23 protein-coding genes and 1 pseudogene are annotated in these 24603 nt (G+C 68.5%); 19 read left to right on the top strand and 5 right to left on the bottom strand.

Annotation, left to right across the window (positions count from 1 at the left end):
* Positions 1-4 precede the first annotated feature (4 nt).
* The 12 genes and pseudogenes from purF (at position 5) to OED01_RS16475 (ending at position 16028) form a co-directional block, all read left to right on the top strand.
* On the top strand, positions 5-1477 hold the full coding sequence (gene purF / locus OED01_RS14270) for an amidophosphoribosyltransferase (protein ID WP_264155947.1): 1473 nt from the start codon (positions 5-7) through the stop codon (positions 1475-1477).
* An 8-nt stretch (positions 1478-1485) separates the two neighbouring features.
* Complete coding sequence (locus OED01_RS14265) at positions 1486-2778, top strand: MFS transporter (RefSeq protein WP_264155946.1); 1293 nt, start codon at positions 1486-1488, stop codon at positions 2776-2778.
* A 70-nt stretch (positions 2779-2848) separates the two neighbouring features.
* The gene (locus tag OED01_RS14260) at positions 2849-3766 is read left to right on the top strand and encodes an aldo/keto reductase (protein WP_264155945.1); all 918 of its coding nucleotides are present in this window, start codon (positions 2849-2851) and stop codon (positions 3764-3766) included.
* A gap of 209 nt (positions 3767-3975) precedes the next feature.
* Positions 3976-5277 carry an ABC transporter substrate-binding protein gene (locus OED01_RS14255; RefSeq protein WP_264155944.1) on the top strand — a complete coding sequence of 434 codons (1302 nt, stop codon included), beginning with the start codon at positions 3976-3978 and terminating at the stop codon, positions 5275-5277.
* A 55-nt stretch (positions 5278-5332) separates the two neighbouring features.
* The gene (locus OED01_RS14250; RefSeq protein ID WP_264155943.1) at positions 5333-6274 is read left to right on the top strand and encodes a carbohydrate ABC transporter permease; all 942 of its coding nucleotides are present in this window, start codon (positions 5333-5335) and stop codon (positions 6272-6274) included.
* Positions 6271-7191, top strand: a complete 921-nt coding sequence (locus OED01_RS14245) for a carbohydrate ABC transporter permease (protein ID WP_264155942.1) — start codon at positions 6271-6273, stop codon at positions 7189-7191. Before OED01_RS14250 ends, OED01_RS14245 begins: the two co-directional genes overlap by 4 nt.
* On the top strand, positions 7188-9218 hold the full coding sequence (locus tag OED01_RS14240) for a beta-galactosidase (protein ID WP_264155941.1): 2031 nt from the start codon (positions 7188-7190) through the stop codon (positions 9216-9218). Before OED01_RS14245 ends, OED01_RS14240 begins: the two co-directional genes overlap by 4 nt.
* Before the next feature lie 2 nt (positions 9219-9220).
* On the top strand, positions 9221-10681 hold the full coding sequence (locus OED01_RS14235) for a sulfatase-like hydrolase/transferase (protein ID WP_264157976.1): 1461 nt from the start codon (positions 9221-9223) through the stop codon (positions 10679-10681).
* A gap of 9 nt (positions 10682-10690) precedes the next feature.
* Complete coding sequence (locus OED01_RS14230; RefSeq protein ID WP_264155940.1) at positions 10691-11836, top strand: ROK family protein; 1146 nt, start codon at positions 10691-10693, stop codon at positions 11834-11836.
* A 136-nt stretch (positions 11837-11972) separates the two neighbouring features.
* Positions 11973-14210 carry an alpha-xylosidase gene (gene yicI / locus OED01_RS14225; RefSeq protein ID WP_264155939.1) on the top strand — a complete coding sequence of 746 codons (2238 nt, stop codon included), beginning with the start codon at positions 11973-11975 and terminating at the stop codon, positions 14208-14210.
* Positions 14211-14223: 13 nt separating this feature from the next.
* A pseudogene (locus OED01_RS16480) lies at positions 14224-15644 on the top strand (glycoside hydrolase family 35 protein); the annotation flags it as partial.
* Positions 15645-15656: 12 nt separating this feature from the next.
* Positions 15657-16028 carry a hypothetical protein gene (locus tag OED01_RS16475; protein ID WP_413231630.1) on the top strand — a complete coding sequence of 124 codons (372 nt, stop codon included), beginning with the start codon at positions 15657-15659 and terminating at the stop codon, positions 16026-16028.
* 23 nt (positions 16029-16051) lie between these two features.
* Here OED01_RS16475 and OED01_RS14210 read toward each other — a convergent pair whose 3' ends face one another.
* Positions 16052-16873, bottom strand: a complete 822-nt coding sequence (locus OED01_RS14210) for an MOSC domain-containing protein (RefSeq protein WP_264155937.1) — start codon at positions 16871-16873, stop codon at positions 16052-16054.
* Positions 16874-16954: 81 nt separating this feature from the next.
* Positions 16955-17146, bottom strand: a complete 192-nt coding sequence (locus OED01_RS14205; RefSeq protein WP_264155936.1) for a DUF3073 domain-containing protein — start codon at positions 17144-17146, stop codon at positions 16955-16957.
* A gap of 147 nt (positions 17147-17293) precedes the next feature.
* Here OED01_RS14205 and OED01_RS14200 point away from each other — a divergent pair, with 147 nt between their 5' ends.
* Positions 17294-17836 (top strand): universal stress protein, encoded by a 543-nt coding sequence (locus OED01_RS14200; protein ID WP_264155935.1) that lies wholly within the window; start codon positions 17294-17296, stop codon positions 17834-17836.
* 13 nt (positions 17837-17849) lie between these two features.
* Here the strand turns inward: OED01_RS14200 and OED01_RS14195 are convergent, their stop codons facing one another.
* Both OED01_RS14195 and OED01_RS14190 read right to left on the bottom strand, forming a co-directional pair.
* Positions 17850-18470 (bottom strand): PadR family transcriptional regulator, encoded by a 621-nt coding sequence (locus tag OED01_RS14195; RefSeq protein ID WP_264155934.1) that lies wholly within the window; start codon positions 18468-18470, stop codon positions 17850-17852.
* Complete coding sequence (locus OED01_RS14190; protein ID WP_264155933.1) at positions 18467-19306, bottom strand: DUF4097 family beta strand repeat-containing protein; 840 nt, start codon at positions 19304-19306, stop codon at positions 18467-18469. The genes OED01_RS14195 and OED01_RS14190 overlap by 4 nt, the downstream gene beginning before the upstream one ends.
* Before the next feature lie 160 nt (positions 19307-19466).
* Here OED01_RS14190 and OED01_RS14185 point away from each other — a divergent pair, with 160 nt between their 5' ends.
* The 3 genes from OED01_RS14185 (at position 19467) to OED01_RS14175 (ending at position 21556) form a co-directional block, all read left to right on the top strand.
* Positions 19467-20246, top strand: coding sequence for a MerR family transcriptional regulator (locus OED01_RS14185; RefSeq protein ID WP_264155932.1), 780 nt, complete (start codon positions 19467-19469; stop codon positions 20244-20246).
* Between the two features lie 126 nt (positions 20247-20372).
* The gene (locus tag OED01_RS14180; RefSeq protein ID WP_264155931.1) at positions 20373-20744 is read left to right on the top strand and encodes a hypothetical protein; all 372 of its coding nucleotides are present in this window, start codon (positions 20373-20375) and stop codon (positions 20742-20744) included.
* A 5-nt stretch (positions 20745-20749) separates the two neighbouring features.
* Positions 20750-21556: a nitroreductase family protein gene (locus OED01_RS14175; protein WP_264155930.1), complete on the top strand. Its 807-nt coding sequence runs from the start codon at positions 20750-20752 to the stop codon at positions 21554-21556.
* 1 nt (position 21557) lies between these two features.
* On the opposite strand, the gene OED01_RS14170 is transcribed toward OED01_RS14175, so the two are convergent.
* Positions 21558-23084 carry an FAD-dependent oxidoreductase gene (locus OED01_RS14170; protein WP_264155929.1) on the bottom strand — a complete coding sequence of 509 codons (1527 nt, stop codon included), beginning with the start codon at positions 23082-23084 and terminating at the stop codon, positions 21558-21560.
* Between the two features lie 91 nt (positions 23085-23175).
* Between OED01_RS14170 and OED01_RS14165 the strand changes: the two genes are divergently transcribed.
* From OED01_RS14165 to OED01_RS14155, 3 genes are all read left to right on the top strand, one after another.
* Positions 23176-23544: a fluoride efflux transporter FluC gene (locus OED01_RS14165; RefSeq protein ID WP_264155928.1), complete on the top strand. Its 369-nt coding sequence runs from the start codon at positions 23176-23178 to the stop codon at positions 23542-23544.
* Positions 23541-23933, top strand: coding sequence for a fluoride efflux transporter FluC (locus OED01_RS14160; protein WP_264155927.1), 393 nt, complete (start codon positions 23541-23543; stop codon positions 23931-23933). Before OED01_RS14165 ends, OED01_RS14160 begins: the two co-directional genes overlap by 4 nt.
* 77 nt (positions 23934-24010) lie before the next feature.
* Entirely contained in the window at positions 24011-24589 is a 579-nt protein-coding gene (locus OED01_RS14155; protein WP_264155926.1) for a TetR/AcrR family transcriptional regulator, read from the top strand.
* The last annotated feature ends 14 nt before the right edge of the window (positions 24590-24603 follow it).

Raw genomic sequence — 24603 nt, 5'->3', positions numbered from 1 at the left:
CCCCATGTGCGGCATTGTCGGAATCGTGGGGAACGCCCCGGTCAATCAGGACATCTACGACGCTCTGCTGCTGTTGCAGCATCGGGGCCAGGACGCGACGGGCATCGCCACGGCCGAGGCCAACGGCGTCATGCACATGGCGAAGGCGTCCGGCATGGTCCGGGAGGCGTTCCGCACACGCGACATGCGGTCCCTCCTCGGCAACGTCGGACTCGGCCACGTCCGGTACGCCACCAAGGGCACCGCGTCGAGCGAGGAGGAGGCCCAGCCGTTCTACGTGAACGCGCCGTACGGCATCATCCTCATCCACAACGGCAACCTCACCAACACGCGTGAGCTCACCGCCGAGATGGCGCACCGCTACCGCCGCCACCTGAACTCCTCGAGCGACACCGAGCTGCTGCTGAACGTGCTCGCCGGCGAGCTGCAGGAGACCACGTCGCTGGTCGACCTCGACCCTGACCGCATCTTCGAGGCGGTCACCCGGACGCACGAGCGCATCGAAGGCGCCTACGCGGTGATCGCCGTCATCGCCGGGTACGGACTGCTGGCATTCCGCGATCGCTTCGGCATCCGTCCCCTCATCCTCGGCAGGCGTCCCTCGACGGTTCCCGGTCGCGAGGGACGCGACGAGTGGGTCGTCGCGAGCGAGTCGCTCGTGCTCGAGAACGGCGACTACGAGGTCGTGCGCGACGTCGAGCCGGGCGAGGCCGTGTTCATCACGACCGACGGCGAGCTCTTCACCCGTCAGTGCGCACCGGTGACGCAGCTGGCCCCGTGCGCGTTCGAGTACGTCTACCTCGCACGCCCCGACTCGATCATGAACGGCATCTCGGTCTACGAGTCGCGCCTCCGGATGGGCGACCGGCTGGCAGACACGATCGCCAAGCACGTCCCGCTGAGCGAGATCGACGTCGTCATGCCGATCCCCGACTCGTCCCGTCCCGCCGCGATGGAGGTCGCACGCAAGCTCGGCATCGAGTACCGCGAGGGCTTCTACAAGAACCGCTACGTCGGACGAACGTTCATCATGCCCGGCCAGGCCGTTCGGAAGAAGAGCGTCCGACAGAAGCTGAATGCCATGTCGACGGAGTTCCAGGGCAAGAACGTCCTGCTCATCGACGACTCGATCGTCCGGGGCACCACCAGCAAGCAGATCATCCAGATGGCCCGGGATGCCGGTGCGCTGTCGGTCACCTTCGCCTCGGCGGCGCCGCCCATCCGGCATCCGCACGTCTACGGCATCAACATGCCGTCCCGTCACGAACTGGTCGCCTACGGTCGTACGATTCCCGAGATCGCCGAGGCGCTGGGCTGCGACCACCTGGTCTATCAGGAGGTCGAAGACCTCAAGGCGGCGATCACCGATGGGTCCGCGATCACCGACCTCGACCTCAGCCCGTTCGACGGGAACTACGTCACCGGAAGCGTCTCGGACGAGTACCTCGCCTGGGTGGAAAGCACGCAGACGTCGTGACGACGGGCGTGAGTGCACGTCCGCTCTGGCGCGGACGAGCGCTCGCCGTCGTCGGAATCCTGCTGTGCGCGTTCTCCCTGCGTTCGGCGGTCGCCTCGCTGTCGCCGCTGATCGATCAGATCTCGGCGGAGTTCCCGCTGTCGCCGACGGTGCTGGGACTGATCGGCACCGCACCGCCGGTGTGCTTCGCGATCTTCGGCCTGGCGACGCCCCAGCTCGAGCGCCGTCTCGGGCTCGAACGGGTGACGGTCGTCGCGCTCGCCGCGATCGCCATCGGCCTCGTGCTGCGCGGATTCTCGGTGGACGCCGTCACGCTCCTGCTGACGACGGCGCTCATCTTCGCCGGCGTCGGGATGGGCAACATCCTGCTTCCGCCGCTCGTGAAGAAGCACTTCCCCGACCGCCTCGGCCTGATGATGACGCTGTACACGACGGCGATGTCGCTGTCGACGTTCCTGCCGCCGCTGGTCGCCGTGCCCGTGGCGGATGCCGCCAGCTGGCGCGTCTCGCTGGGGGTGTGGGGCGTGTTCGCGATCGCCGGGGTGATCCCGTGGATCATCATGCTCGTCCGCGAGAAGGGCGCGATGCCGATCGTCCGCCCCGCGGCGGTCGAGGCGGCAGGACCCGGCGAGGTCGAACCCGTGGTGCTGTCCACCGGCCCGATCGCTGTGGCACCGACCAGTTCGCGCACGTTCGCGCGACTCGTCCGGCTCCCGTTGGCGTGGGCGCTGGCGATCGTGTTCGGCACCTCGTCGACAATGGCGTACGTGTCGTTCGCCTGGCTGCCGGCGATCGTCACCGACCTCGCCGGCGTCTCCGCCGCGACCGCCGGACTCCTGCTGTCGCTGTTCGCCTTCATGGGTCTGCCCGCATCCCTGCTGGTGCCGGTCCTGGTCGTGCGATTCCAGGCGACACGGCCGCTGTTCCTCGTCGCGGCCCTCAGCGGCATCGTCGGCGTCGCCGGTCTGCTGTTCTGGGCCGATGCGGTGACGGTGTGGTTGTGGATCACGCTGTTCGGCGTGGTCGGCGCGATGTTCCCGCTGGCGCTCGTGCTCATCAGCATCCGTGCCCGCACACCGGAGAGCGCTGTGGCGCTGTCGAGCTTCGTGCAGAGCGCCGGCTACATCATGGCGGCCGCCTTCCCATTCACGATCGGTCTCCTGCATGACGCGACGGATGCCTGGACGGTGCCGCTGCTGGTGATCGCCGCGGTCCTGGTGGTGTCGATCCCGTTCGGGATCGTCGCTGGTCGCCGCCGCACCGTGGAGGATGAGTGGGAGCAGCGGCACGGGCGCTGGTGAGCCCGGTGGTTTCCCGCAGGTGCGCGGGTTGGTAGGTTCGAGTCCGACCCCGCGACACGAAACGGATGCCATGTCTCTCACCGTCACCCCGCTCACCCTCGGCACGTCCGGCCTCGGCCGCGGAACCGAACCGGGTTCGCCCGAGGAGCAGCAGGCGGTCGACACCGCGGTCGATCTGCTCACCAGCCGCCACGGATTCGTCGACACGTCGAACAACTACGCGGGTGGTCGGTCCGAGGCTGTTCTCGGCCTCGCCATCGCCCGCCTCGGCGCCCAGGCGGGGGAGCGCGTGATCTCCAAGGTCGACTGCGACCCGGACACGGGCGTGTTCGATCGCGACCGCGTACTGCGCTCCTTCGACGAGACGACGGCGCGTCTGGGCGTGGATCGCCTGCCGCTGCTGCACCTGCACGATCCGTACACCGTCACGTTCGAGGAGGTGATGGGTCCGCAGGGAGCCGTCGCAGGACTGATCGAGCTGCGCGACTCAGGACGCGTGGACGCGATCGGAGTCGCCGCCGCACCGGTGCCGCTGATGGCGCGCTACGTCGCGACCGGTGCCTTCGACGCCGTGCTGATCCACAACCGCTTCACGCTCGTCGATCAGTCGGCGGCACCCGTCTTCGCGGACGCGCAGGAGCGGGGGATGACGGTCTTCAACGCCGCCCCCTTCGGATCCGGGCTCCTGGTGACCGGAGCGCGTGAAGGCGCGCTGTACGACTACAGCCCGGCCCCGGCGGACCTGCTCGCCTGGGTCGAGGGCCTGGAGCGCGTGTGCGCCGCACACGCGGTGCCGCTGGCGGCCGTGGCGCTGCAGTACTCGCTGCGTTCGCCTCTCGTGGATTCGACCGTCGTCGGCGTCGCGAAGCCCGGCCGCCGTGCGCAGTCCGACCAGCTCATCGACACGCCTGTCCCCGATGCGCTCTGGGCGGATGTGGACGCGCTCGGGGCAGCCCCGTCGCCGGTCGACGACAGTCGCTACGCCTGAGTCGCGGCTCGGTCGACGATCACCGCAACCGCGGGAGGCGACACCTCCCGCGGTTTCTTTCGCGCCTTCCGACCCCTCCGATCGACCCGTGGAGCACGCGAATTGACTATTTGTTCCGCAGCGGTACATAATGGCGGAGCCGTCTTGAGCGCATCACCGCGAGTGTGATCCCGCGCGCTTCGGCGATCACATCGAGGGAGATTCAGAGAATGCAACGCAGCAAGCTGGTCGCAATCACGGCATCCGTCGCCGTCGCCGCTCTCGCCCTGACGGGCTGTGCAGGGGCAAGCGGAACCGACGACAGCGCGGACGGCCCCATCACGCTCGAGTACTGGGCGTGGGGCACGACGCAGAAGCCGCTCGTCGATGCCTGGAACGAGGCGCACCCGGACATCCAGGTCAAGCACACCGACGCCGGCGGAGGCGGAGACTCCTCGGCCAAGCTGGTCACCGCTCAGCGCGCGAACAACGCGCCCGACGTCGCCCTGGTCGAGTACAACACTCTGCCGGCCATGATCGTCGCCGGTGTCGCGGCCGACATCAGCGAGTACACCGGCGATCTCGAGAAGGAGTACGCCCCTGGTGTGTGGAGCCAGGCGACCTTCGACGGGACCAGCTACGGCGTCCCGCAGGATGCGGGCCCTCAGGCGCTGACCTACAACCAGGCGCGCTTCGCGGAGCTCGGCATCGAGGTCCCGACGACATGGGCGGAGTTCGCCACCGCGGCGGAGCAGGTGCGCGCGGCCGACCCGGACGCCTACATCACGACTTTCGCACCCGCCGAGTTCGGCGGCTTCGCCGGATTCGCGCAGCAGGCCGGCGCGGAGTGGTGGACGGTCGATGGCGATCAGTGGACCGTCGACTTCGACGACGAGGCCTCGGTTGCCGTCGCCGACTACTGGCAGGACCTCATCGATCGGGACCTCGTGCTCGCCGAGCCGTTGCTCACCCCCGAGTGGAACGCGCGACTGAACGAGGGCAACGTCCTCTCATGGCCCGCCGGTCTCTGGGCCGCCGGCGTCATCAACGGCGTCGCTTCGGACATGGCCGGCCAGTGGGCGATGGCACCGCTGCCGCAGTGGACCGAGGGCGACAGTGCCGTCGCGTTCCAGGGCGGGTCGGCGGCCGTCGTCACGACCTCTTCGGAGCACGCCGAGGCCGCAGCGGAGTTCGCCGCCTGGATCGGCACGTCCGAGGAGGCGGCGCAGATCCAGATCGAGGAGGGTCAGTACCCGGCCTCGCTCACCGGGCAGAAGCTCACGCTGGATGCCGAGGCGCCTGCCCTGATGCCGCAGCAGGACGACTACTGGGAGATCGCAGCTCAGATCGCCGAGGACACCATCCCGGAGATCAGCTGGGGTCCCAACGTGAACGTCGCCTCCAGCGCGTTCCAGGACGCGATGTCGGCCGCCGTGACGAACGGGACGCCGTTGTCCGAGGCGCTGACCGAGACGGAAAAGGTCGTCGTCGAGGACATGAAGACGTCCGGATTCGACGTCACCGCGGAGTGATCGTGCGGGTGCCGGCGGCCATGCCGCCGGCACCCCACCCCTGAAGGAGCCCGAAATGAGTGTTGCCGCAGACGTCCGAACCCCTGCGCGGCGGAAGACCCATCGATCGAGATGGGTCGTACCCTATGTCTTCCTGCTTCCGGCAGGTGTCCTCTTCCTCGCCTTCCTGGCGATCCCGATCGGATACGCGATCATCCTCAGCTTCCGAGGCATGCGCGTCAGCGGTGAGGGTCCGTTCGGGGTCCGAGCCGAGACCTGGGTCGGATTCGAGAATTACATCCGGACCTTCACGGATCCCGAGTTCCTCGCCGGATTCGGGCGCCTCGCGATCTACGGCCTCATCGCGGTCCCGTTGACCCTGGGCCTTGCACTGCTGTTCGCACTGCTGCTGGATCTGCCCCGGGTGCGCGCGGCGAAGTTCTCGCGCATCGCGATCTTCCTCCCGTATGCGGTTCCCGGCGTCATCGCGTCGCTGCTGTGGGGCTTCCTCTATCTGCCCTCCACCAGCCCGCTGAACTGGATCCTCAACCAGTTCGGGCTGCCGGACGTCGTCGTGCTCTCCGGCGCCAGCCTGTACCCGTCCGTCGCGAACATCGCGATCTGGGGTGCGATCGGCTTCAACATGATCATCATCTACACCTCGCTGCGTGGCATCCCGACCGAGGTCTACGAAGCCGCACGCATCGACGGCGCCTCGGAGTGGAACATCGCCTGGCGCATCAAGGTGCCACTGGTCGCACCCGCTCTCGTACTGACCGGCCTCTTCTCCCTGATCGGGACGCTCCAGGTCTACGGCGAGCCGACCACGCTGCGCCCCATGACCAACGAGATCTCCCAGACCTGGGTGCCGCTCATGAAGATCTACCGTGACGCGTTCACGCGGGACGACCTGTCGCTCGCCGCGGCATCGTCGGTCGTCCTCGCGCTCGGCACGCTCGTCATCTCCGTCATCCTGCTGCGTGTGACGCAGCGCCGAGCATTCGGATGGAACGAATGAACACCACAACGGCACCGCCCGCCACCGCGTCCCGCCCGGCCACCGGCGCGCGCATCGCGCCAGACTCCCGACTCGGACGTCGGGGTGCCAAGCAGCGCCCCGTCATCGCCAGCGCCGTCCTGATCCTCGGCGCGATCTACTGCCTGGTCCCTGTTCTGTGGGTCGTGATCGCATCGACGAAGTCCAACACCGAGCTGTTCACGACGTTCACGTTCATCCCGGGGACGAGCCTGCTGGACAACCTCGGCGACCTGTTCGCCTACGGCGGCGGGCAGTTCGGGATGTGGGCGTACAACAGCGCCATCTACGCCATCGGCGGTGCCGTGCTCTCCACGCTGGTCTCGACCATGGCGGGCTACGCGCTGGCGAAGTACGACTTCCCCGGTCGCCAGATCTGGTTCTACGCGATCCTCGCCGGGGTGCTGCTTCCGGGTATCACGCTCGCGATCCCGCAGTACCTGCTCATGTCCCAGATGGGCCTCGCAGGCACCTACTGGTCGGTGCTGCTCCCGTCGCTGATCTCCCCGTTCGGCATCTTCCTCGCCCGGGTCTACGCGTCGTCGGCCGTTCCGTCCGAGACCATCGAGGCCGCGCGGATCGACGGCGCCAACGATTACCGCATCTTCACCTCGATCGCGCTGCCGATGATGGTGCCAGGCATGGTCACGATCTTCCTGCTGCAGTTCGTCGGCATCTGGAACAACTTCCTGCTGCCGTTCATCATGCTCTCGGACGAGCGGATGTACCCGCTCACCGTCGGCCTCTACACGCTGCTCTCGAAGGGCTCGGGCACGCCGTCGCTGTACAGCCTCGCGATCATCGGAGCGGCGGTGTCGATCATCCCGCTGATCATCATGATGCTCGTTCTGCAGCGCTACTGGCGCCTCGACCTCGTGAGTGGAGGGCTCAAAGGATGAGCACCGTATTCGCACCCCGCAGCTTCCTGTTCGGCGGGGACTACAACCCCGAGCAGTGGTCCCGCGATGTCTGGCTCGAAGACATCGAGTTGATGAAGCGCGCACGCGTGAACACCGTGACGCTCGGCGTCTTCTCCTGGGCGATGCTCGAACCCCGCGAGGGCGAGTACGACACGGGGTGGCTCGACGAGATCATCGGTCTGCTCGACCAAGCGGGCATCGGCTTCTTCCTGGCGACCCCGACGGCATCGCCACCGCCGTGGTTCAGCCTCGCGCATCCCGATGCGCTCCCCGTGCGGCCGGATGGTGTCCGTCTGCGACACGGATCGCGCGACACCTATGCGGTGAGCGCGCCCGCTTATCGTGCGGCATCCCGCCGGATCGCACGCTACCTCGCCGACCGGTACGGGGCGCATCCCGGCCTGCGCGGCTGGCATCTGCACAACGAGTACGGCACGCTCGACTACGGCCCGCACGCCGCTGCCGCGTTCCGGCGGTGGCTGCAGAACCGGTATGGGTCGCTCGAAGCGCTGAACGCCGCGTGGTACACCGCGTTCTGGTCGCAGCGCTACGGCTCGTGGGACGAGATCGAGCCGCCGACGGCGACCCAGTATCTGCACAATCCGACCCAGGTGGTGGACTTCCGCCGCTTCTCCTCGGATGAGATGCTGGCCGCCTTCGAGGAGCAGAAGCAGGAGATCCGCGCGTCGGGTTCACCGGCGCCGGTCACCACGAACTTCATGCTGCCGACCTGGAACCACCTCGAGCAGTGGTCCTGGAGCGACGCGCAGGACATCGTGTCGATCGATCACTATCTCGACACGGTCGGACCGGATGCCGAGGCTCATGTCGCGTACGGCTCCGACCTCACCCGGTCCTGGGCCGGCGGGCCGTGGGTGCTGATGGAGCAGAACGCGACCGGTATCCGCGTCGGCGATCGCACGTTCGCGAAGGCGCCGGACCGGATGATCCGCAACTCCCTTGGGTACATCGCGCGAGGGGCGCAGAGCTCGCTGTTCTTCCAGTGGCGGGCCGCAGCGGGTGGGTCGGAGCAGTGGCACGGCGCGCTCGTGCCGCACGGCGGCGGAACGAGCCGAGGGTTCGACACGGTGGTGCAGCTCGGCGCCGCGCTCGAAGCCATCGCCGAGGTCACGCAGCCGCCGGCGAAGGGCCCCCTGGTCGATGCGCAGGTCGGCATCGTGTGGGATGCCGAGGGCTGGTGGGCCCTGGAGACCCCGCATCTGCCGAACGAGTCGATGAACTACTCCGACGAGGTGCGCGCGACTCATCGTTCGTTCTGGCGCTCCGGTATCCCGACCGATTTCGTCCGCCCCGGTGCGGACATCTCGCGGTATCGCCTACTGGTGGTGCCCTGCCTGTATGCCATGGAGGCCGGCGTCGCCGACTGGCTGCGCGCCTATGCCGAAGCGGGCGGTCGCGTGATCGTCTCCTACCTCACCGGTGTGGCGGACGAGAACCAGCATGTGCTCGGCGGTGGATATCCCGGTGTGCTGCGTGATCTGCTCGGCATCCGTGTCGACGAGATCCTGCCGCTCGCGCCAGGGGAGAAGCTCGCCCTGAGCGACGGCCTGACGGCCGAGGAATGGACAGAGCGCGTCGAGACGGCCGGAGCCGCGGTCGTGCACCGCTACGCCGGAGGCCCGCTGGACGGCGCCCCCGCCGTCACCGAGTCCGCCATCGGTCAAGGCGTCGCCGTGTACGTCTCGGCGCGATTGGATCAGTCATCGCGGGACGCTTTCCTTGCGGCGCAGGCCGCTGCCGTCGGCGCGACCGCGACTCTCGTCGGCGCGACGGCGCTCGGCGTCGAGGCGGTGCGACGCAGGGGAGCGGAGGCCGACTACCTCTTCCTCATGCACCACGGCAGCGAGCCGGTGCGCGTGAGCGGCGGGGGAACGGATCTGCTCACGACGAGCGATCTCATCGATGGCCTCGTCATCGCACCCGGTGGTGTCGCCGTCGTGCGGGAGGGTGAGGCGGCGGGCGTCGTCATAGAATCCGTGGCGTGACGATGACCGCACCGAACATCCTCCTGATCCTGTCGGACGATCACGGCTACGCGGACCGCGGCATCCTCGGACTCGACCCTGACGTCCGAACGCCTGCCCTCGATCGGCTGGCGACGGAGGGCATCACGTGCTCGGACGCGTATGTGGCGGCACCCATCTGCAACCCGTCGCGTGCTGCGCTGATCTCGGGCGCGCATCCGGCGCGATGGGGGTCGACGTGGTTCCTGGACACGCGGTTCCCCGACGAGCGGACGACGCTTGCAGAGCGGTTCCGTGAGCACGGGTACCGCACCGGGTACTTCGGCAAGGTGCACTACGGCCAGGACCAACCAGGCGATCGTGCGTGTCCTCCCGAACACGGCTTCGACGTGTCGTACTACGGTCTCGCCGGTCGTCAGCAGGGACGGCTGCACTATCTGCGCCACACAGAGGACGCTGTCGACGAGTACGGCCCTGAGGGCAACTGGCGGATGGCCGTCCAGCCCATGTTCGAGGGGCGCGAAGAGGTCGAGCTGGAGGGCTTCCTCACCGCGGAACTGGGTCGGCGCACTCAGCGCTTCATCGCGGAGGACGATGAAGCGCCCTTCTTCGCCATGCTCGCCTTCAACGCGGTGCACAACTTCTGCTGGCAGCTGCCGCCCGAAGAGCTCGAGCGTCGGGGACTGCCGGTTCGCGAGGATTGGGACGAGTCCGGCGGCGCCACGTACGCCGACTGGTACGACGGGGCCATATCGCCGAATCTCGAGCACGGTCGCGAGTACTACCTCGCCCAACTCGAGCTGATGGATCGCGAGATCGGAGCACTGCTCGAGCAGCTCGACGAGCGAGGAATAGCGGACAACACGATCGTCGTCTATCTGACCGACAACGGTGGCTCGACATGCAACTACGGCAGCAACGGGCCCCTCAGCGGCTCCAAGTACACGCTCGCCGAGGGCGGCATCCGCGTGCCGTTCCTGATCCGCTGGCCGGGAGGCGGCTGGAGCGGGGGCGCCGCACGGGACGGGATCATCAGCTCGATGGACCTCTATCCCACGCTGCTCGCCGCGGCCGGGGTCGACGTGGCGGTGTTCGATGTCGACGGTGTGGACCAGGCGGATCACCTGCGCGCGGGGGCACCGGCGAGGCACGAACTGCATTGGGAGTGCGGTTTCCAGGCGGCGGTGCGCAGTGGTGATCTCAAGCTGCGCGTCACGCACGGGGACGATGCGAACGCACGCGGAATCCGCGTCGTCGAGCACACGGATCCGGGCGACGGCGTGCAGCTCTTCGACGTGCGGCAGGACCCATCCGAGTCGCGCGATCTGCTCGATGCCCGTCCGGACGACGCCGCCCGGCTGTGGGCGCTGCACGCCGCTTGGCTCGACGAGGTCGGTCGAGGCGACCTGGTCGCGCGTCATGCCGAGCGCGTGCGCAGCGCGCTCACCGCATCGGCGCCGCGCGGCGCGCGGGCGCAGGGCTAGGCTGGCGTGGTGTCCGTCTCCTCGTCGGCCGTCGCCATCTGGCCCGGTCTTCCCGACACCGAGCGCCGGGTGCTCCTCGAGCTTCTGCTGCATGGTGAGCAGCCCAGGGTGCGCATCGCCGAGCGCCTCGGTCTGTCGCGCACGAGCCTGACCCGTGTGACGCGCGGTCTGATCGACGGCGGCTTCGTGCTGGAGGGAGCCCTGCACGTCTCGGGGTCACGAGGGCGGCCGGCGGAGATGCTGCGGCTGCGTCCCGATGCGGCCCATTTCGCCGGCGTGAAGCTCACGGCGGACACGATGTACCTCGTCGTGACGGACCTGCAGGCGCGGGTCGTGGCCGAAGCGGAGCATCCGCTGCCCAGTCGCGAGGTGACCGACGTCGTCGACCTGATCGCCCGGTCCGTCCCCGACGTCGAAGGCGGTGAGGTCGTCGCGATCGGGATCGCCGTGGCCGGCGACGTCTCCGAGACGCCGGACGGCGGAGGGATCCTGCATCACTCGAACTTCCTCGGCTGGGATGCGGTCCGACTCGCGGATCTCGTGACGTCGGCCGCGCATCTGCCCGCAGCGATCGTGAACGACGTCCACGCGCTCGCCGGTGCACATCACTGGTTCGGCACGCGCGCACGGCATTCGTCGCTGGTCGTGTACGGCGTGGGAGCCGGCGTCGGCTCGGGGGTCGTCATCGGCGGAGAACTCCACCTCGGGGCCAATGGTCGAGCCGGCCGCGTGGGGCACACCAGGATCGGCGGGCGCGGACGCACGTGCACGAATGGTCACGTCGACTGCGTGCACAGCTTCGTCACGATGCCGGCGATCGCCCATAATGCGGGAGCGGAGCCGGATGACTACGAGCGAGTGCTGGAGCGGGCACGCGGCGGGGACGCCGTGGCGCGGGCGGCGTTCGAGAATGCCGCCCGCGCTCTCGGGGCGGCGATCGCCGAAGCGGTGAACGCGTTCGACCCCGAGGTGGTCGCCGTGATGGGCGAGGGCACGGACATGCTCGAGATCGCGCCTCAGCACGTCCGCTCGGCCCTCGCTGAGTTCCTCGAGGAGGGCTACCCGGACGAGGTGCTCGTGGAGCGCCCCGCTTTCGAGTTCGGGCTGTACGCGCGCGGTGCCGCCGTCGCTGCGATGCGCCGACTGCTCGTCTGACGCGACCGCGGCGTCACTCGGTGCCGCGTCGGTTCGCGTCTTCCGTTCGCCATCGGTATTATGTTTCGTGACATGACAAAATGGGTTCTGTGATCGATCCGCGAGGTGGATTCCGGCCCGCCGAACGGGAGAAGCGATGAAGTTCACCGATGGTTTCTGGCAGCTTCGGCCTGGAGTCACGGCGTTGTACGCGCAGGAGGCGTACGACATCTGGCAGACGGATGCCGCGGCGGACGGCGAGGGGTTGGTCGTCACCGCCCCGACCGCCGTCATCGGTCGCCGTGGTGACACGCTCAACCGTCCGGTGCTGACGGTGACGCTCTCCTCGCCGATGGACGGCGTCATCCGGGTCCGCATCGCGCACCACGAAGGCGGCCGGTGGCACGGAGGGTTCCCGCTCGCCGAGATCGAACCGGGCGCCGAGGCCGAGGTATCCGTCACGGGCGACGGCGGCACACTCACCAGCGGTGCGCTCACCGCTCGCATCACGCCGGGCGCACCGTGGAATCTGGCGTTCGAGGTCGACGGTCGCCGGGTGACCGGCAGCGGGCACAAGGCGCAGGGTTATGTGCGCCTCGCTCCTGACGCGCAGGTCGACCCCGGGATCGTGAGCGTGCCTCGGGCCGACGGCACGATCGCGCGGCCGCACACCTTCGTCCATGAGCAGCTGGACCTCGGAGTCGGCGAGCTCATCTACGGTCTCGGCGAGCGCTTCGGTCCGCTGGTGAAGAACGGGCAGTCCGTCGACGTCTGGAACGCCGACGGCGGCACCTCGAGCGAGCAGGCGTACAAGAACGTCCCCTTCTATCTCTCCGACCGCGGGTACGGCGTCCTCGTCAACGACGCCGGCCATGTCTCCTACGAGATCGGCTCCGAAACGGTGGAGCGGGTGCAGTTCTCGGTGCCCGGCGAGGTGCTGGAGTACTTCGTGATCGCTGGTCCGAACCCGAAGGACGTGCTCACCCGGTACACCGCGCTCACCGGTCGCCCGCCCGTCGTGCCGGCCTGGTCGTACGGCCTGTGGCTCTCCACGAGTTTCACCACCGACTACGACGAGGCGACCGTGACCTCGTTCATCGATGAGATGGCGACGCGCGAACTGCCGGTCTCGGTGTTCCACTTCGACTGCTTCTGGATGCGCGAGTTCAACTGGTGCGATTTCGAGTGGGATCCGCGCACTTTCCCCGACCCGGAGGGGATGCTGTCCCGACTGCATGAGCGGGACCTCCGGGTGTGCGTCTGGATCAATCCCTACATCGGTCAGCGCTCGCCGCTGTTCGCGGAGGCCGCCGCACAGGGATACCTCGTCACCCGGCCGGACGGATCGGTGTGGCAGTGGGATCTGTGGCAGGCCGGCATGGGCCTGGTCGACTTCACCAATCCGGACGCGACGGCCTGGTATCAGGAGCATCTGCGGCGGCTCATGCGACAGGGGGTCGACTGCTTCAAGACCGACTTCGGTGAGCGCATCCCGCTCGAGGTGGACTACTTCGACGGGTCCGACCCCTCTCGCATGCACAACCTCTACGCGCACCTCTACAACAAGGCCGTGCATGAGGTGCTCGTCGAGGAGCGCGGCGAAGGCGAGGCCGTGCTGTTCGCGCGCTCGGGAACCGCGGGCGGACAGACGATGCCCGTGCACTGGGGCGGCGACTCGACCTCGACGTTCCCCTCCATGGCGGAGACGCTCCGAGGCGGGCTGTCGCTGGCGATGAGCGGCTTCGCATTCTGGAGTCACGACATCGGCGGGTTCGAAGGCACACCCGACCCCGGCGTTTTCAAGCGCTGGACCGCGTTCGGGCTGCTCGGCAGCCATTCCCGCTTCCACGGTTCGAAGTCGTACCGTGTGCCGTGGGCGTTCGACGAGGAGGCGGTCGAGGTCACCCGCATCTTCACGCAGCTGAAGATGCGCCTGATGCCCTACCTGTTCCAGGCGGGCCTGGACGCAACCCGCACCGGCGTTCCCCTCATGCGGCCGATGGCGCTCGAGTTCCCGGACGATCCGGCCGTCGCCTATCTCGACCGCCAGTACATGCTCGGCGGCGACCTCCTCGTCGCGCCGGTGTTCACGGCTTCCGGAGAGGTCGAGTTCTACCTTCCGGCCGGGACGTGGACCAGTCTGTTCACGGGCGAGAGCGTGGAGGGCGGCCGCTGGGTGCGTGAGACGCACGGCTTCACCACGTTGCCGCTCTACGCCCGCCCCGGTGCCGTTCTGCCCTGGGGCGCGCGCGCCGACCGGCCGGACTACGACTATCTCGACGGGCTCGTCCTCCGGGTGTTCCCCGGGGGGAGCGGCGTCGCCGAAGTCACCGTCACGGCGCCGGACGGCCGTGCCCAGCAGTTCACGGTCGACCGCGCCGCGGTGACGGGGTGATCCGCCCGCCCGCATGATTCGGGGCTTCGTGCCGAGTACGCTGAGCAGGCACTCGACGAGGAGCGCCATGGCCCATTCTCCAGACCCTGCGCTGGCCATCCACGACGGTTCGATCATGCGCCGCGGACGCCCGCACCGGGTCCTGGCCGGAGCCGTGCACTACTTCCGCGTGCATCCCGACCAGTGGGAAGACCGGTTGCGCCGCCTGGCCGCGATGGGAGCGAACACCGTCGACGCTTATGCCGCGTGGAACTTCCACGAGCGGGCGGAGGGTGATGTGCGCTTCGACGGCTGGCGTGACATCGAGCGGTTCGTGCGGATCGCCGGCGAAGTGGTCTGGACGTCTACATGCGTCCGAGCCCCTACATCTGCGCGGAGTGGTCCAACGGCGGCATCCCGTTCTGGCTGTCGGGTCGGACCAGCGCGCTGCGCAGCAGCGACGCGGCCTATCTCGCCGCGGTCGACCGGTGGTACGACCAGCTGATTCCGCGGCTGGTTCCGCTGCAGGCCGTGCACGGCGGGCCGATCGTCGCCTTCCAGGTCGAGAACGAATACGGCTCGTTCGGCAGCGACGCGGAGTACCTGACTCATCTGCGCGACGGGCTGCGCACGCGGGGAGTCGTCGAGATGCTGATGACGGCCGACGGCACGACCGCGGACATGGTCGCGCACGGCAGTGTTCCGGGTGCGATGACGACGTTCACGTTCGGATCCGGGGTGTCGAAGGCCGTCGAACTGCGCCGTCCGGATGAACCGCTGATGTGCAGCGAGCTGTGGGGCGGCTGGTTCGACCACTGGGGCGAGCGTCATCACGTCCGGTCCGCGGAGAGTGCGGCGGGCGTCGTCCGCGAGCTGCTCGATGCCGGCGGCTCGGTGAACATCTACATGGCGCACGGCGGCACGAACTTCGGGCTGTGGAACGGAGCCAACCACGATGGTGTCCTCCAGCCGACCGTCACCAGCTACGACTCGGACGCCCCGATCGGCGAAGACGGGACGCTGAACGACAAGTTTCATGCGCTGCGCGCGCTGTTCGCGCCGCTCCGCACCGAAGCACTGCCGGAGATCCCCGCCGCCCCTCGGCGGCTGCCGGCGGCATCCGCGGCGCTCACGCCGATCGCATCGTCGCTCGATCACCTGCGCGCTCTGCCGACGGTCGGTGCACGTCCCCCGCTGCCGCAGACGTTCGAGCAACTGGGCGCGGAAGACGGGTTCGTCGTGTACGAGGCCGACGTCTCGTTCGTCGACGGTGCGACGCTCGCCGTCGACGGCCTGCACGACCGTGCTGTCGTCTACCTCGACGACGACCGGCTCGGCACGCTGGAACGCGACGGGGCGACGTCGCTCACCCTCCCGGCGGCCCGTCGGGATGCTCGGCTCGCGATCGTCGTGGAGAGCCTCGGCCGGATCAACTACGGGCCGTACACGGGCGAGGGCAAAGGCATCATGCGCGGCGTGACGATCGGACGTCGCCTTGTCCACGGGTGGCGGCACCGGATCGTGCCGCAGGAGCGGCCGGACACGACGGTCCGCACCCCTGGTCGCGACGGCGTCGCCGTCGCGCACTTCGACATCGCGGAGCCGCTCGACGCGTGGCTCGCCTTTCCCGGCGGGAAGAAGGGCATGGTCTGGCTGAACGGCTTCCTGCTCGGGCGCTACTGGGAGATCGGGCCGCAGGAGACGCTGTACGCCCCTGCGCCGCTCTGGCAGGCAGGGGACAACGAGATCGTCGTGTTCGACGTCGAGCGTCTGGGTGACACGGTCGAGATCCGCGAACGCCCTTCCTTCGGCGATGCCGAGGAGTTCGTCGGATCCTGATCGACTGCTTGCCGCAGGTCGGGTCAGCCGACGATCACTTCGTCACCGACGCGGATGACACCGCCCTGACCGCGATCGTCGACGTCCCCGGAGACACCGGGCAGCAGCAGGAGGCGGCCGAGAGTCGGCTCGCGCTGTCCGACGCGCGTCGTCAGTGTCGTGAGGACTTTCGCGTCGCGGACGCCCGTGTCGGGGTTGGCGTGCGTCGCCAGGCATCGGACGATCGGCCCGGCCGTCAGGAACCGCACCTCGCCGACGCGGACTTCACCGCTCCATTCCAGTTCGTCCCAGGCGTCGACACCGGAGATCACGACGTTCGAACGGAATCGGCGATCATCGATGTCCTGTTCGAGCGCTTCGCCGAGTGCGGCGACACTCCCGGTGCTGTGCACCGATACGTACCCGCGCGGACGGTCCTGGAACCGTGAGCGCTCGCCGTCGCCGACCAGCACGATCGGCAGCTTCCCCGGTCGGTTCAGTCGCCTCGCCTCGGCGGACTGCATCACGAATTCGGTGACGGCGTCGGAGAGCTCGCGTCGTCCTTCGTCGTCCAGCCCAGCCTCCACGAGGAGCGCGCCGGCGTGCATGATCCGTACCCGTCGGCCGGTGTCGTCGTAGGAGAGACGGAGCTCGGCCAGAGTCGGGAACGACTCCAGCGCGAGTCCCTTCGATTTCGGCCAGTACTCCAGCCCGTCGCGATCCTCCGGCGTCGCGGCATCCGCGAACCGGAATGCCAGGACGCGATCGCCGGCCACGCGGCCGTCGGGTTGGATCAGCAGATCATCGCGCGGCTCAGGAGTGAAGCCCTTCACGGGGTGACGGTAGAGGGCGACGACGCGGGGCATCACAGCATCCTGCCATGGGCACGGGTACGACGAAGACCCCGTCGCAGTGCGGCGGGGTCTTCGATTCGCGAACTCAGGGTGTCAAGCCTTTTCGAGTTCGTCCTCGTCTTCGTCTGCGTACTCGTCGGCCCACTTGTCGACGTAGGCGTCTTCGTCCGAGTCGCTCGGGTGAGCCAACTCGCGCTCCAGCGCAGAGTAGTTCACCGAAGGACTGTACGCCTTGAGTTCGCGGGCGATCTTAGTGTGCTTCGCCTTCTGACGGCCACGGCCCATGCGCGAGACCCCCTCACGATCTAAGCTGCGGGCATCTGGGGCCCGCGCATTCACGACACCGGCTGACGGCCGGTAAGAGTAGCATTCAGGATAGCACGGGGGCCAGACTCACTGGCCGCCCGAGACCCGGGGAAGGGAACGATCCGCATGTCAGATGCCGGTTCCACGTCGTCCGAAGAAGCCGTTCAGAACGCCGAGCTGCACAAAGCCGTGATCGTCGGCATGCAGCCGGACCAGAACCCGCGCGTGCTGCAGGAGGCGATCCACTACGCGACGCTCCTGAAGGCGCCGCTCGTGGTCGTCCACGTCGACGTCACGCGATTCGTCACCTACGAGGACCCGGACGGCTACGTGCACTCGGCGCCGATCGACATGAACATCGAGTCCGGTGCGGCCGAGTTCGAGCATGTCACCGAGGCCGCCACGAGGGCGCTCGAGGGCAGTGGGCTGACCTGGACCTCTCGGCAGCTCGTCGGCGACCCCGCCCTGGCGATCAAGCAGCTTGCGGGCAAGCTCGACGCGCAGTTGATCGTCATCGGCACGCGCAAGCGCGGTTTCGGAGAGTCCGTCCGCGAGTTCTTCACGGGTTCCGTGGCGGCTCGGCTCGCACACCGTCAGCCGCGCTCGATCCTGGTCGTCCCGCTCGATGAGCCGGTGCCGGACGACCAGGCCGAGATCTGGACCGAGTAGCGCCTTCCGCTCGTCAGTCGGTGAGCGCGCGGGTCACGGCTTTCGCCGCCGTGTCCAGGGCGTCCTCGAGATCGCCGACGACGGATGCCGGCAGCACCCCGCCGCGAGCCACGTGCGTCCGAAGGTCGCTGCGGATGCGCGCCCGGAAGGCGTTGACCACGGCATCCGCTCGGCCGAGCTGCTCGCGGCTGGCCACTCGTGGGTCATCCGGCCCTGCTCCGCGCGGACGCGACTGGGAGCCTTTCCGCTCCTCGTTCGCGGCGGCGGCCAGATCGGCGCGGAGACTCTTCATCGCCTCCTGCACGCTCTGGCGCACCTCGTTGGCGATCAGCCGGACCGAGTCGGCCAGGTCGTCCTCGATGCCGGCGAGGTCGTCCTCGCGGGAGGCGAGTTCGGCGCGACCGGCATCCGTGATCGCGTAGATGGTGGTGCGGCCGTCGACGGTCTTGGTGACCAGGCCCTCCTCCTCGAGCTTCGCGAGACGCGGGTAGATCGTGCCGGCACTGGGCGTGTACGTCCCCCCGGTACGGTCCGTCAGCGCTTGGATGATGCCGTAGCCGTGCTGCGGGGACTCCGCGAGCAGCGACAGCAGGTACAGGCGCAGGTCTCCGTGGGAGAAGACGGCGGGGCTCATGCTTCCCACTCCTCGTCGTCGGCGACCGTGCGCACGGGCTGGCGCAGCACCGTGATGTCGCCGGAGACCGAGTTGGTGCGTACGTCGACGAAGCTTCCGGCGAGTTCGCCGGCTGAGCCGGTGTAGTTGGTGGGACCGGAGGAGCCGCGGTCGATGCCGTCGATCAGCACGCGGCCGCTCATCGAGCGCATCACGTAGTTGGCGGGGAGCGTCTCCTCGAGTCGGATCGTGCTGTTGCCGGCGACCGTGTTGAGGTTGATCGTGTTGATGTTCCCGGTCGCGTCGGCCCAGATCGCTCCCGAGACGGTGTCGATCGTGATCTTGCGGACCGAACCGGTCACGGCGACGTCACCGGAGACGCTGTTGGCGTTGATCGATCCCGTCAGCTCGCGGATCTGCACGTCGCCGGAGACCGTGTTCACGGACAGGTCGCCGGTGTGGGTGTCGACGATGATGTCGCCGGAGACGGTGTTGAGCTTCGCGTCGTTCGCGAGTCCGGAGACCAGGGCGCCGGCGTTGACGACACCGAGGTTCAGGGCGATGCCGCGCGGCACCGCCACGCTGACTTCGGCCTTGGGGCCGCCGGAGCCGAAGTTGCGGAACACTTCGAGGAAGTTGTCCCAGCCGATCTGCGGATGATCGATCTCGATCTGCGTGCCGTCGGATTCGATCCGCAGGTCCTTGGTCGTGACGCCGTGCACCTCGATGCGGATGCCGGGTTCGTCGTGCGCGACGACATCGACCTGGCCGCCGACCAGGCCGATCTTCAGCTTGGTCGCCTGGGCGATGTCGATGACGCGTTCCTCGCCGGGGGCGATGAGCCACTTCTCGGTCATGTCGGTCTCTCCTGGGTTTCGGCGATATCGAGATATATCGCGTGTGTCGAGCGTAACACGATATATCTCGAGATTGTCAAGAAGATTCTTCTCGGATCGAGTTGACCTTGACGCAACGTCAACTTCTACGGTGGAGATATCGCAACGAGAGGAGGATGCCGTGGGCACACGCGATTGGTCGATCCAGGAGATCGCACGACTGGCCGGAACGACCAGCCGGACGCTCCGTCATTACGACGAGATCGGGCTGCTGGCGCCGACGCGCATCGCGCACAACGGCTACCGGCACTACGACGAGCAGGCGCTCGTGCGCCTGCAGCGCATCCTGCTGCTGCGCGAGCTCGGACTCGGGCTGCCGCAGATCGCCGAGGTGTTGTCGAGGGAACGCGCCGAGGCATCCGCTCTCGAAACCCACCTCGCGCTGCTGCGCGAGGAGCAGACCAGACTGACGCGCCAGATCGCCTCGGTCGAATCCACCATCAACGCATTGAGAGGAGGTGAAGAACTCATGGCAGAGAACATGTTCGACGGCTTCGACCACACCCGTTACAAGGAGGAGGTCGAGGACCGCTGGGGCAAGAAGGCCTACGCCGACAGCGACCGCTGGTGGCGCAGCATGACGGATGCCGAGCGCGCCGACTGGCAGCAGCTGGTGTCCGACCTCGGACGCGACTGGATCGCCGCCGCCGAAAGCGGCATCGACCCGGCCTCGGACGAAGCGCAGGGCATCGCTCGACGTCACGTCGACTGGCTGACCGGCGTCCCCGGCACGCCGGCGGCCGTGCCGGGCGGTGACGTGAAGGGCTACGTGATCGGGCTCGGCGAGATGTACGTCGCCGATCCGCGGTTCGGCGCGAACTACGCGACGTCCGACGGCAGCACCCGTGGTGCCGAGTTCGTCCGTGATGCGCTCCGCATCTACGCGGAGACGAACCTGTAGGCCCGCGAGACGTACTCTGTGCGGTGAGACTCTGCCAGGCTCGGCAGGTCTCACCGCACAGACCAAGTCTCGCGGCGTGCGGTGCGTGACGTGCGCGTCCGCAGTGGCGAGGCCTATGGTCGACTCATGCGCGACAGACGCCTGGTCACACCGCCGCTGTTCGTGCTGGCCGCACTGAGCTACCTGCTCAACTGCGCGCTCGGTACGGCTGTCGCGACGAAGGCCATCGACACGAGCCGGTTCCGCTGGCTGCATCACGCCCTGTTCGTGCTCACCTGCGCCACCACTGCGGTCGCGCTCGGTTCGGGCATCCGGAGCGGTCGCCGCGCGCCGCGTGGCCGCGCGGCGGTCGCCCTGGCGCCGGCGGTCGTGCCACTGGCCGTGATCCCGTTCGCGGGAACCCGTGGGCGACGCCATCCGCTCGTCGCGCTCTCGGCCGCGCCGTTCTTCGCGGCGAGTCTCGTCGTCCTCGCGCTCGATCCGGACAGAAGGAAGTGAGTCGTATGGAACTGCTCGACGCCATCCGTCGCCGCAAGACCACGAACGGGGCGTTCCTGCCCGACCCCGTCTCGGAAGAGCACCAGCGGGTGCTTCTGGAAGCAGCCGGTCGGGCGCCCTCGCAGCTGAACAGTCAGCCGTGGCGGTTCGTCGTGATCGAGAACCGCGACACGATCCGGCAGATCGCCCGCATCTCCGGCGAGAGCATGACCGAGACGATGTCGAACGGGACGTTCTTCGAACGGTACAAGCCCTACTTCCGCTTCAGCCAGGCGGAGATGGACGAGAAGCGCAGCGGGATGCTGTTCGACAAGCTGCCGGCACCGCTACGACCCTTCACCGGTCAGGTCTTCACCCGGCGGGGGCAGACGCTCATGAACGCCCTCGGCGTGCCCAAGACGCTCGGCGCAGAGAATCGTCGACTCGTGGAGGGGTCGCCGCTGCTGCTCGGCGTCATGCTCGATCGCAGCGAGTACCGTCCCGGCGAGCTGTCCTCCTTCTACTCGGTGTTCAGCATGGGAGCCGCGATGGAGAACGTCTGGCTCACCACGGTCGAACTGGGCATGGGTATCCAGTTCATCTCCTTTCCGATGGAGGCGCCTGGGCGCTGGGACGAGATCGTCGAGCTGCTCCGCGTTCCGGACGACCTCGAGCTCATGGCCGTCTACAGGCTGGGGTACCTGCCGCCGGAGCAGCGCCGTCCGGCGATCGACTGGTCGAGCAGTCAGCGTCGGCTCGCCTCCCAGTACGTGTTCCGTGAGACATGCGACACGCCGCAGCGCGGCTGGGACGAGCAGGGGCGGCCGGCCTGAGTCAGTGCTGCGTCGACCGCGGCAGCCGGCGGAGATCACGCAGTGCAGGCCCCTCGATACGGGTGCCGTCCGGTGCGAACCTCGAGGCGTGCAGGGGGCAGTCCCAGGTGCGCTCGGCGTCGTTCCAATCGAGGATGCCGCCCATGTGCGGGCACACCGCGTCGACCGCGCGCGTGACGCCGTCGACCGTCGAGATCGCGACCGGGCATCCGACGCGATTGCCGACCGAACCGGATCCCTCCGCTGGCCGAGGCAGCGGCGTCGACCGTGCTTCGGCGCCGGCCCAGCCCTTGGCGAGTTGTCCGGCGACTTTCGCACCCTCTGCGCCGGCGCGTGCGAGGTCGGCGGGGACGGTCATCCTGGTGCCGAGCGTCGTCATCCATCGTGGCCGCTCCCGCCGAGGGGCGCCGAGGATCTCGGAGGCGAGCCGCAGGGCAGCCGCCGGTCCGTTCGACAGGCCCCACTTGCCGTAGCCGGTGGCGAAGCGGATGCGACCGAGACCGCGCGGCATCGCACCGACGAAGGGGACGAGGTTGTGCGATTCGTAGTCCTGCGCCGACCAGCGATGCGTCTCCTCCGCCCCGGGGAAGTGCTCGCGCGTCCAATCCACGAGGTCGTCGATCTGGGCCGTCTCCGCATCGGAACGGCCGACGGAGTGGCCGTTGCCGCCGACGATCAGCTGCGCGGAGTCCGGTCCATCCGCGGCTGCGACCGGACGGATCGAGCGGGTCGGACCGCCCGCGGAGATGAACATGCCCTCCGGCGCCGGCCCGGGAATCCGGAACGAGACGCAGTACGACCGCAGCCCGCGGACCTTGGCGAAGTACAGGCCGCGATCGATGATCGGCGTCCCCGTCGCGAGCACGATGTGGCGAGCGAACAACGGTCCGGACGTCGTGTCGACGTGCGGAGTCGGCAGCGCGTGCACCCTCGTGACGCGGATGCCGACATGCAGCGTCCCTCCTGCGGCGACCAGTTCGCGGGCTTGGGCCCGCGCGACCTGCACGGGGTCGATGGCGACCTGATCGTCGAGTGCCACAGCGCCGACGAGCGGGAACGGAACCGGTGGAAGCGCGTCCGGCCCCAGCAGTCTCGTCGCCAGCCCGGCCTCCCGTGCGGCCGCGTGCTGATCCCGCACCGCATCCAGTCCGCCCGGGCTCTGCGCGTAGGTGTGGTCGGTGCGTCGTGAGTACGGCACTCCGACGGTGTCCGCGAAATCGGTGAGCCACTGCATCCCCGCGCGGTTCGCATCGACGTAGGCGCGGACGAGCGACGCCGGATGGTCTCGGCGCAGCCGCGCGAGCTGCTGCCCCTGCAGCAACGAGACCTTGCCTGTGTTCGCACCGGTCGTGAGCTGCGCGATCCCGCCGGCCTCGACGACCGCCACGTCCATGCCCGCGCGCGCCAGCATGAAGGCGGTGGAGAGTCCCGTCAGTCCGGCGCCGACGACGATGACGTCGTGTCGTTCCCCGGGTTCGAACGGGGTCGTCGGGAGCGCAGGCTGGTCGACCTTCCAGAGGGGTTTCATAGGCACAGTCAAGGACCTGCGCTTCCGTCGCCGCCAGCGCCTTGACAGGCGAGCGCCCCGCTGCCAGGGGCCTCCGGACTAGAGTGTCGGCGTGAGCCTTCGCCGACTTCTACTCGTCATGATGGGAGGAAGCCTCGGCACGGCCGGCCGTCTCCTGGTCGGGCTGGCCATCCCGCAGGCCGCCGGCGTCGTGGCGACCCTCCTGGTGAACGTGGTCGGGGCGCTGCTCATCGGCATCCTGGCCGCCAGGCTTCCGGCCTCGTCCGACCTGCGCGTCTTCCTGGCGACGGGGATTCTGGGTGGCTTCACGACGTACAGTGCGTTCGCGATCGGCTCGATCGAACTGTGGCACAGCGCTCCGTGGTGGACGATCGCCCTCGTCGTGGCGAGCCTGGGTCTCGGCGCCATCGCCGCCTGGGGCGGCCTGCGCCTGGCGACGCCGCGGAGCATAGAACGATGACACCGTTGCTCTTCCTGCTGGCATCCGTCGCGGGCGGCCTCGGGGCGGGGACGCGGTATCTCGTCGACGTCGGGGTGACCGCCGCGATCGGACCGAGGCGAGGGCCCCGAACGGGTTCCCCAACGCAGCGATTTCCGTGGGGCATCGTGGTCGTGAACATCAGCGGCTCGTTCGCGCTCGGGCTCGTGACGGCGACCCTGCCGGACGCGCTGTTCGTCGTCGGTGCCGGATTCCTCAGCGGGTACACGACGTTCAGCACGGCGATGCTGGACGCCGTCGGTCTCTGGAAGGACGGCGCCCGAGCGTCGGCCGCCCTCCACCTGCTGGGTACCTTCGGCCTCTCGGCGCTCGCCGCCGGTGCGGGGCTCGCTCTCGGTTCTCTCATGTGACCGATCACCCCCGGCTCAGCCGCCGCACAGACAGATCCTGTACATAAGTACATGTACTCGTGTCCAGAAGGGGAGTCATGGATCAGCGCCGCAGACGCGACCCCGAAGCGCGCCGCCGGTCGATCATCGACGCGGCGGCGGAGCTCATCGTCGAGATCGGCGTCGACGCGCTCACGCACCGCAAGGTGGCGGCGAGGGCGGGCGTCCCCCTCGGAGCCACGACGCAGTACTTCGACACCCTCGACGACCTGCGGGATGCCGCCCTCGATGCACTGGCGACCGAGGTCGACCTGCGCCTCGATGCCACCCGTGAGACCGTCGTCGCCGAGGGCGTGACCCCGGAGGCCCTCGCGCGGCTCATCCATCGCGCGCTCGTCGATGCGCGCAGCATCCAGGCCGAACGCGCGGTCGTCACCGCCGCCGTGCACGATCCGCGCGTGCGCGAACTCGCCCGCCACTGGTCCGATGAGGTCGTCGGCTTCATCGCCCCCGTTCACGGAGTGGACAGCGCCAGGGCGGCGGCCGCTTTCATCGACGGCGTACTGTGGCACTCACAGATCCACGACGAGCCGCTCGACGAAGAGCTCATCCGCGACGCCCTCGCCGGGATCCTCCGCTCCCCGGCGTCGGCTCCGTCCACCACAGCATCCGTCTGATCGACCGAGAGAGA

It is taken from the genome of Microbacterium sp. M28 (genome assembly GCF_025836995.1).
Lineage (GTDB): Bacteria > Actinomycetota > Actinomycetes > Actinomycetales > Microbacteriaceae > Microbacterium.
This window is presented reverse-complemented; position numbering and strand designations above follow the sequence as displayed.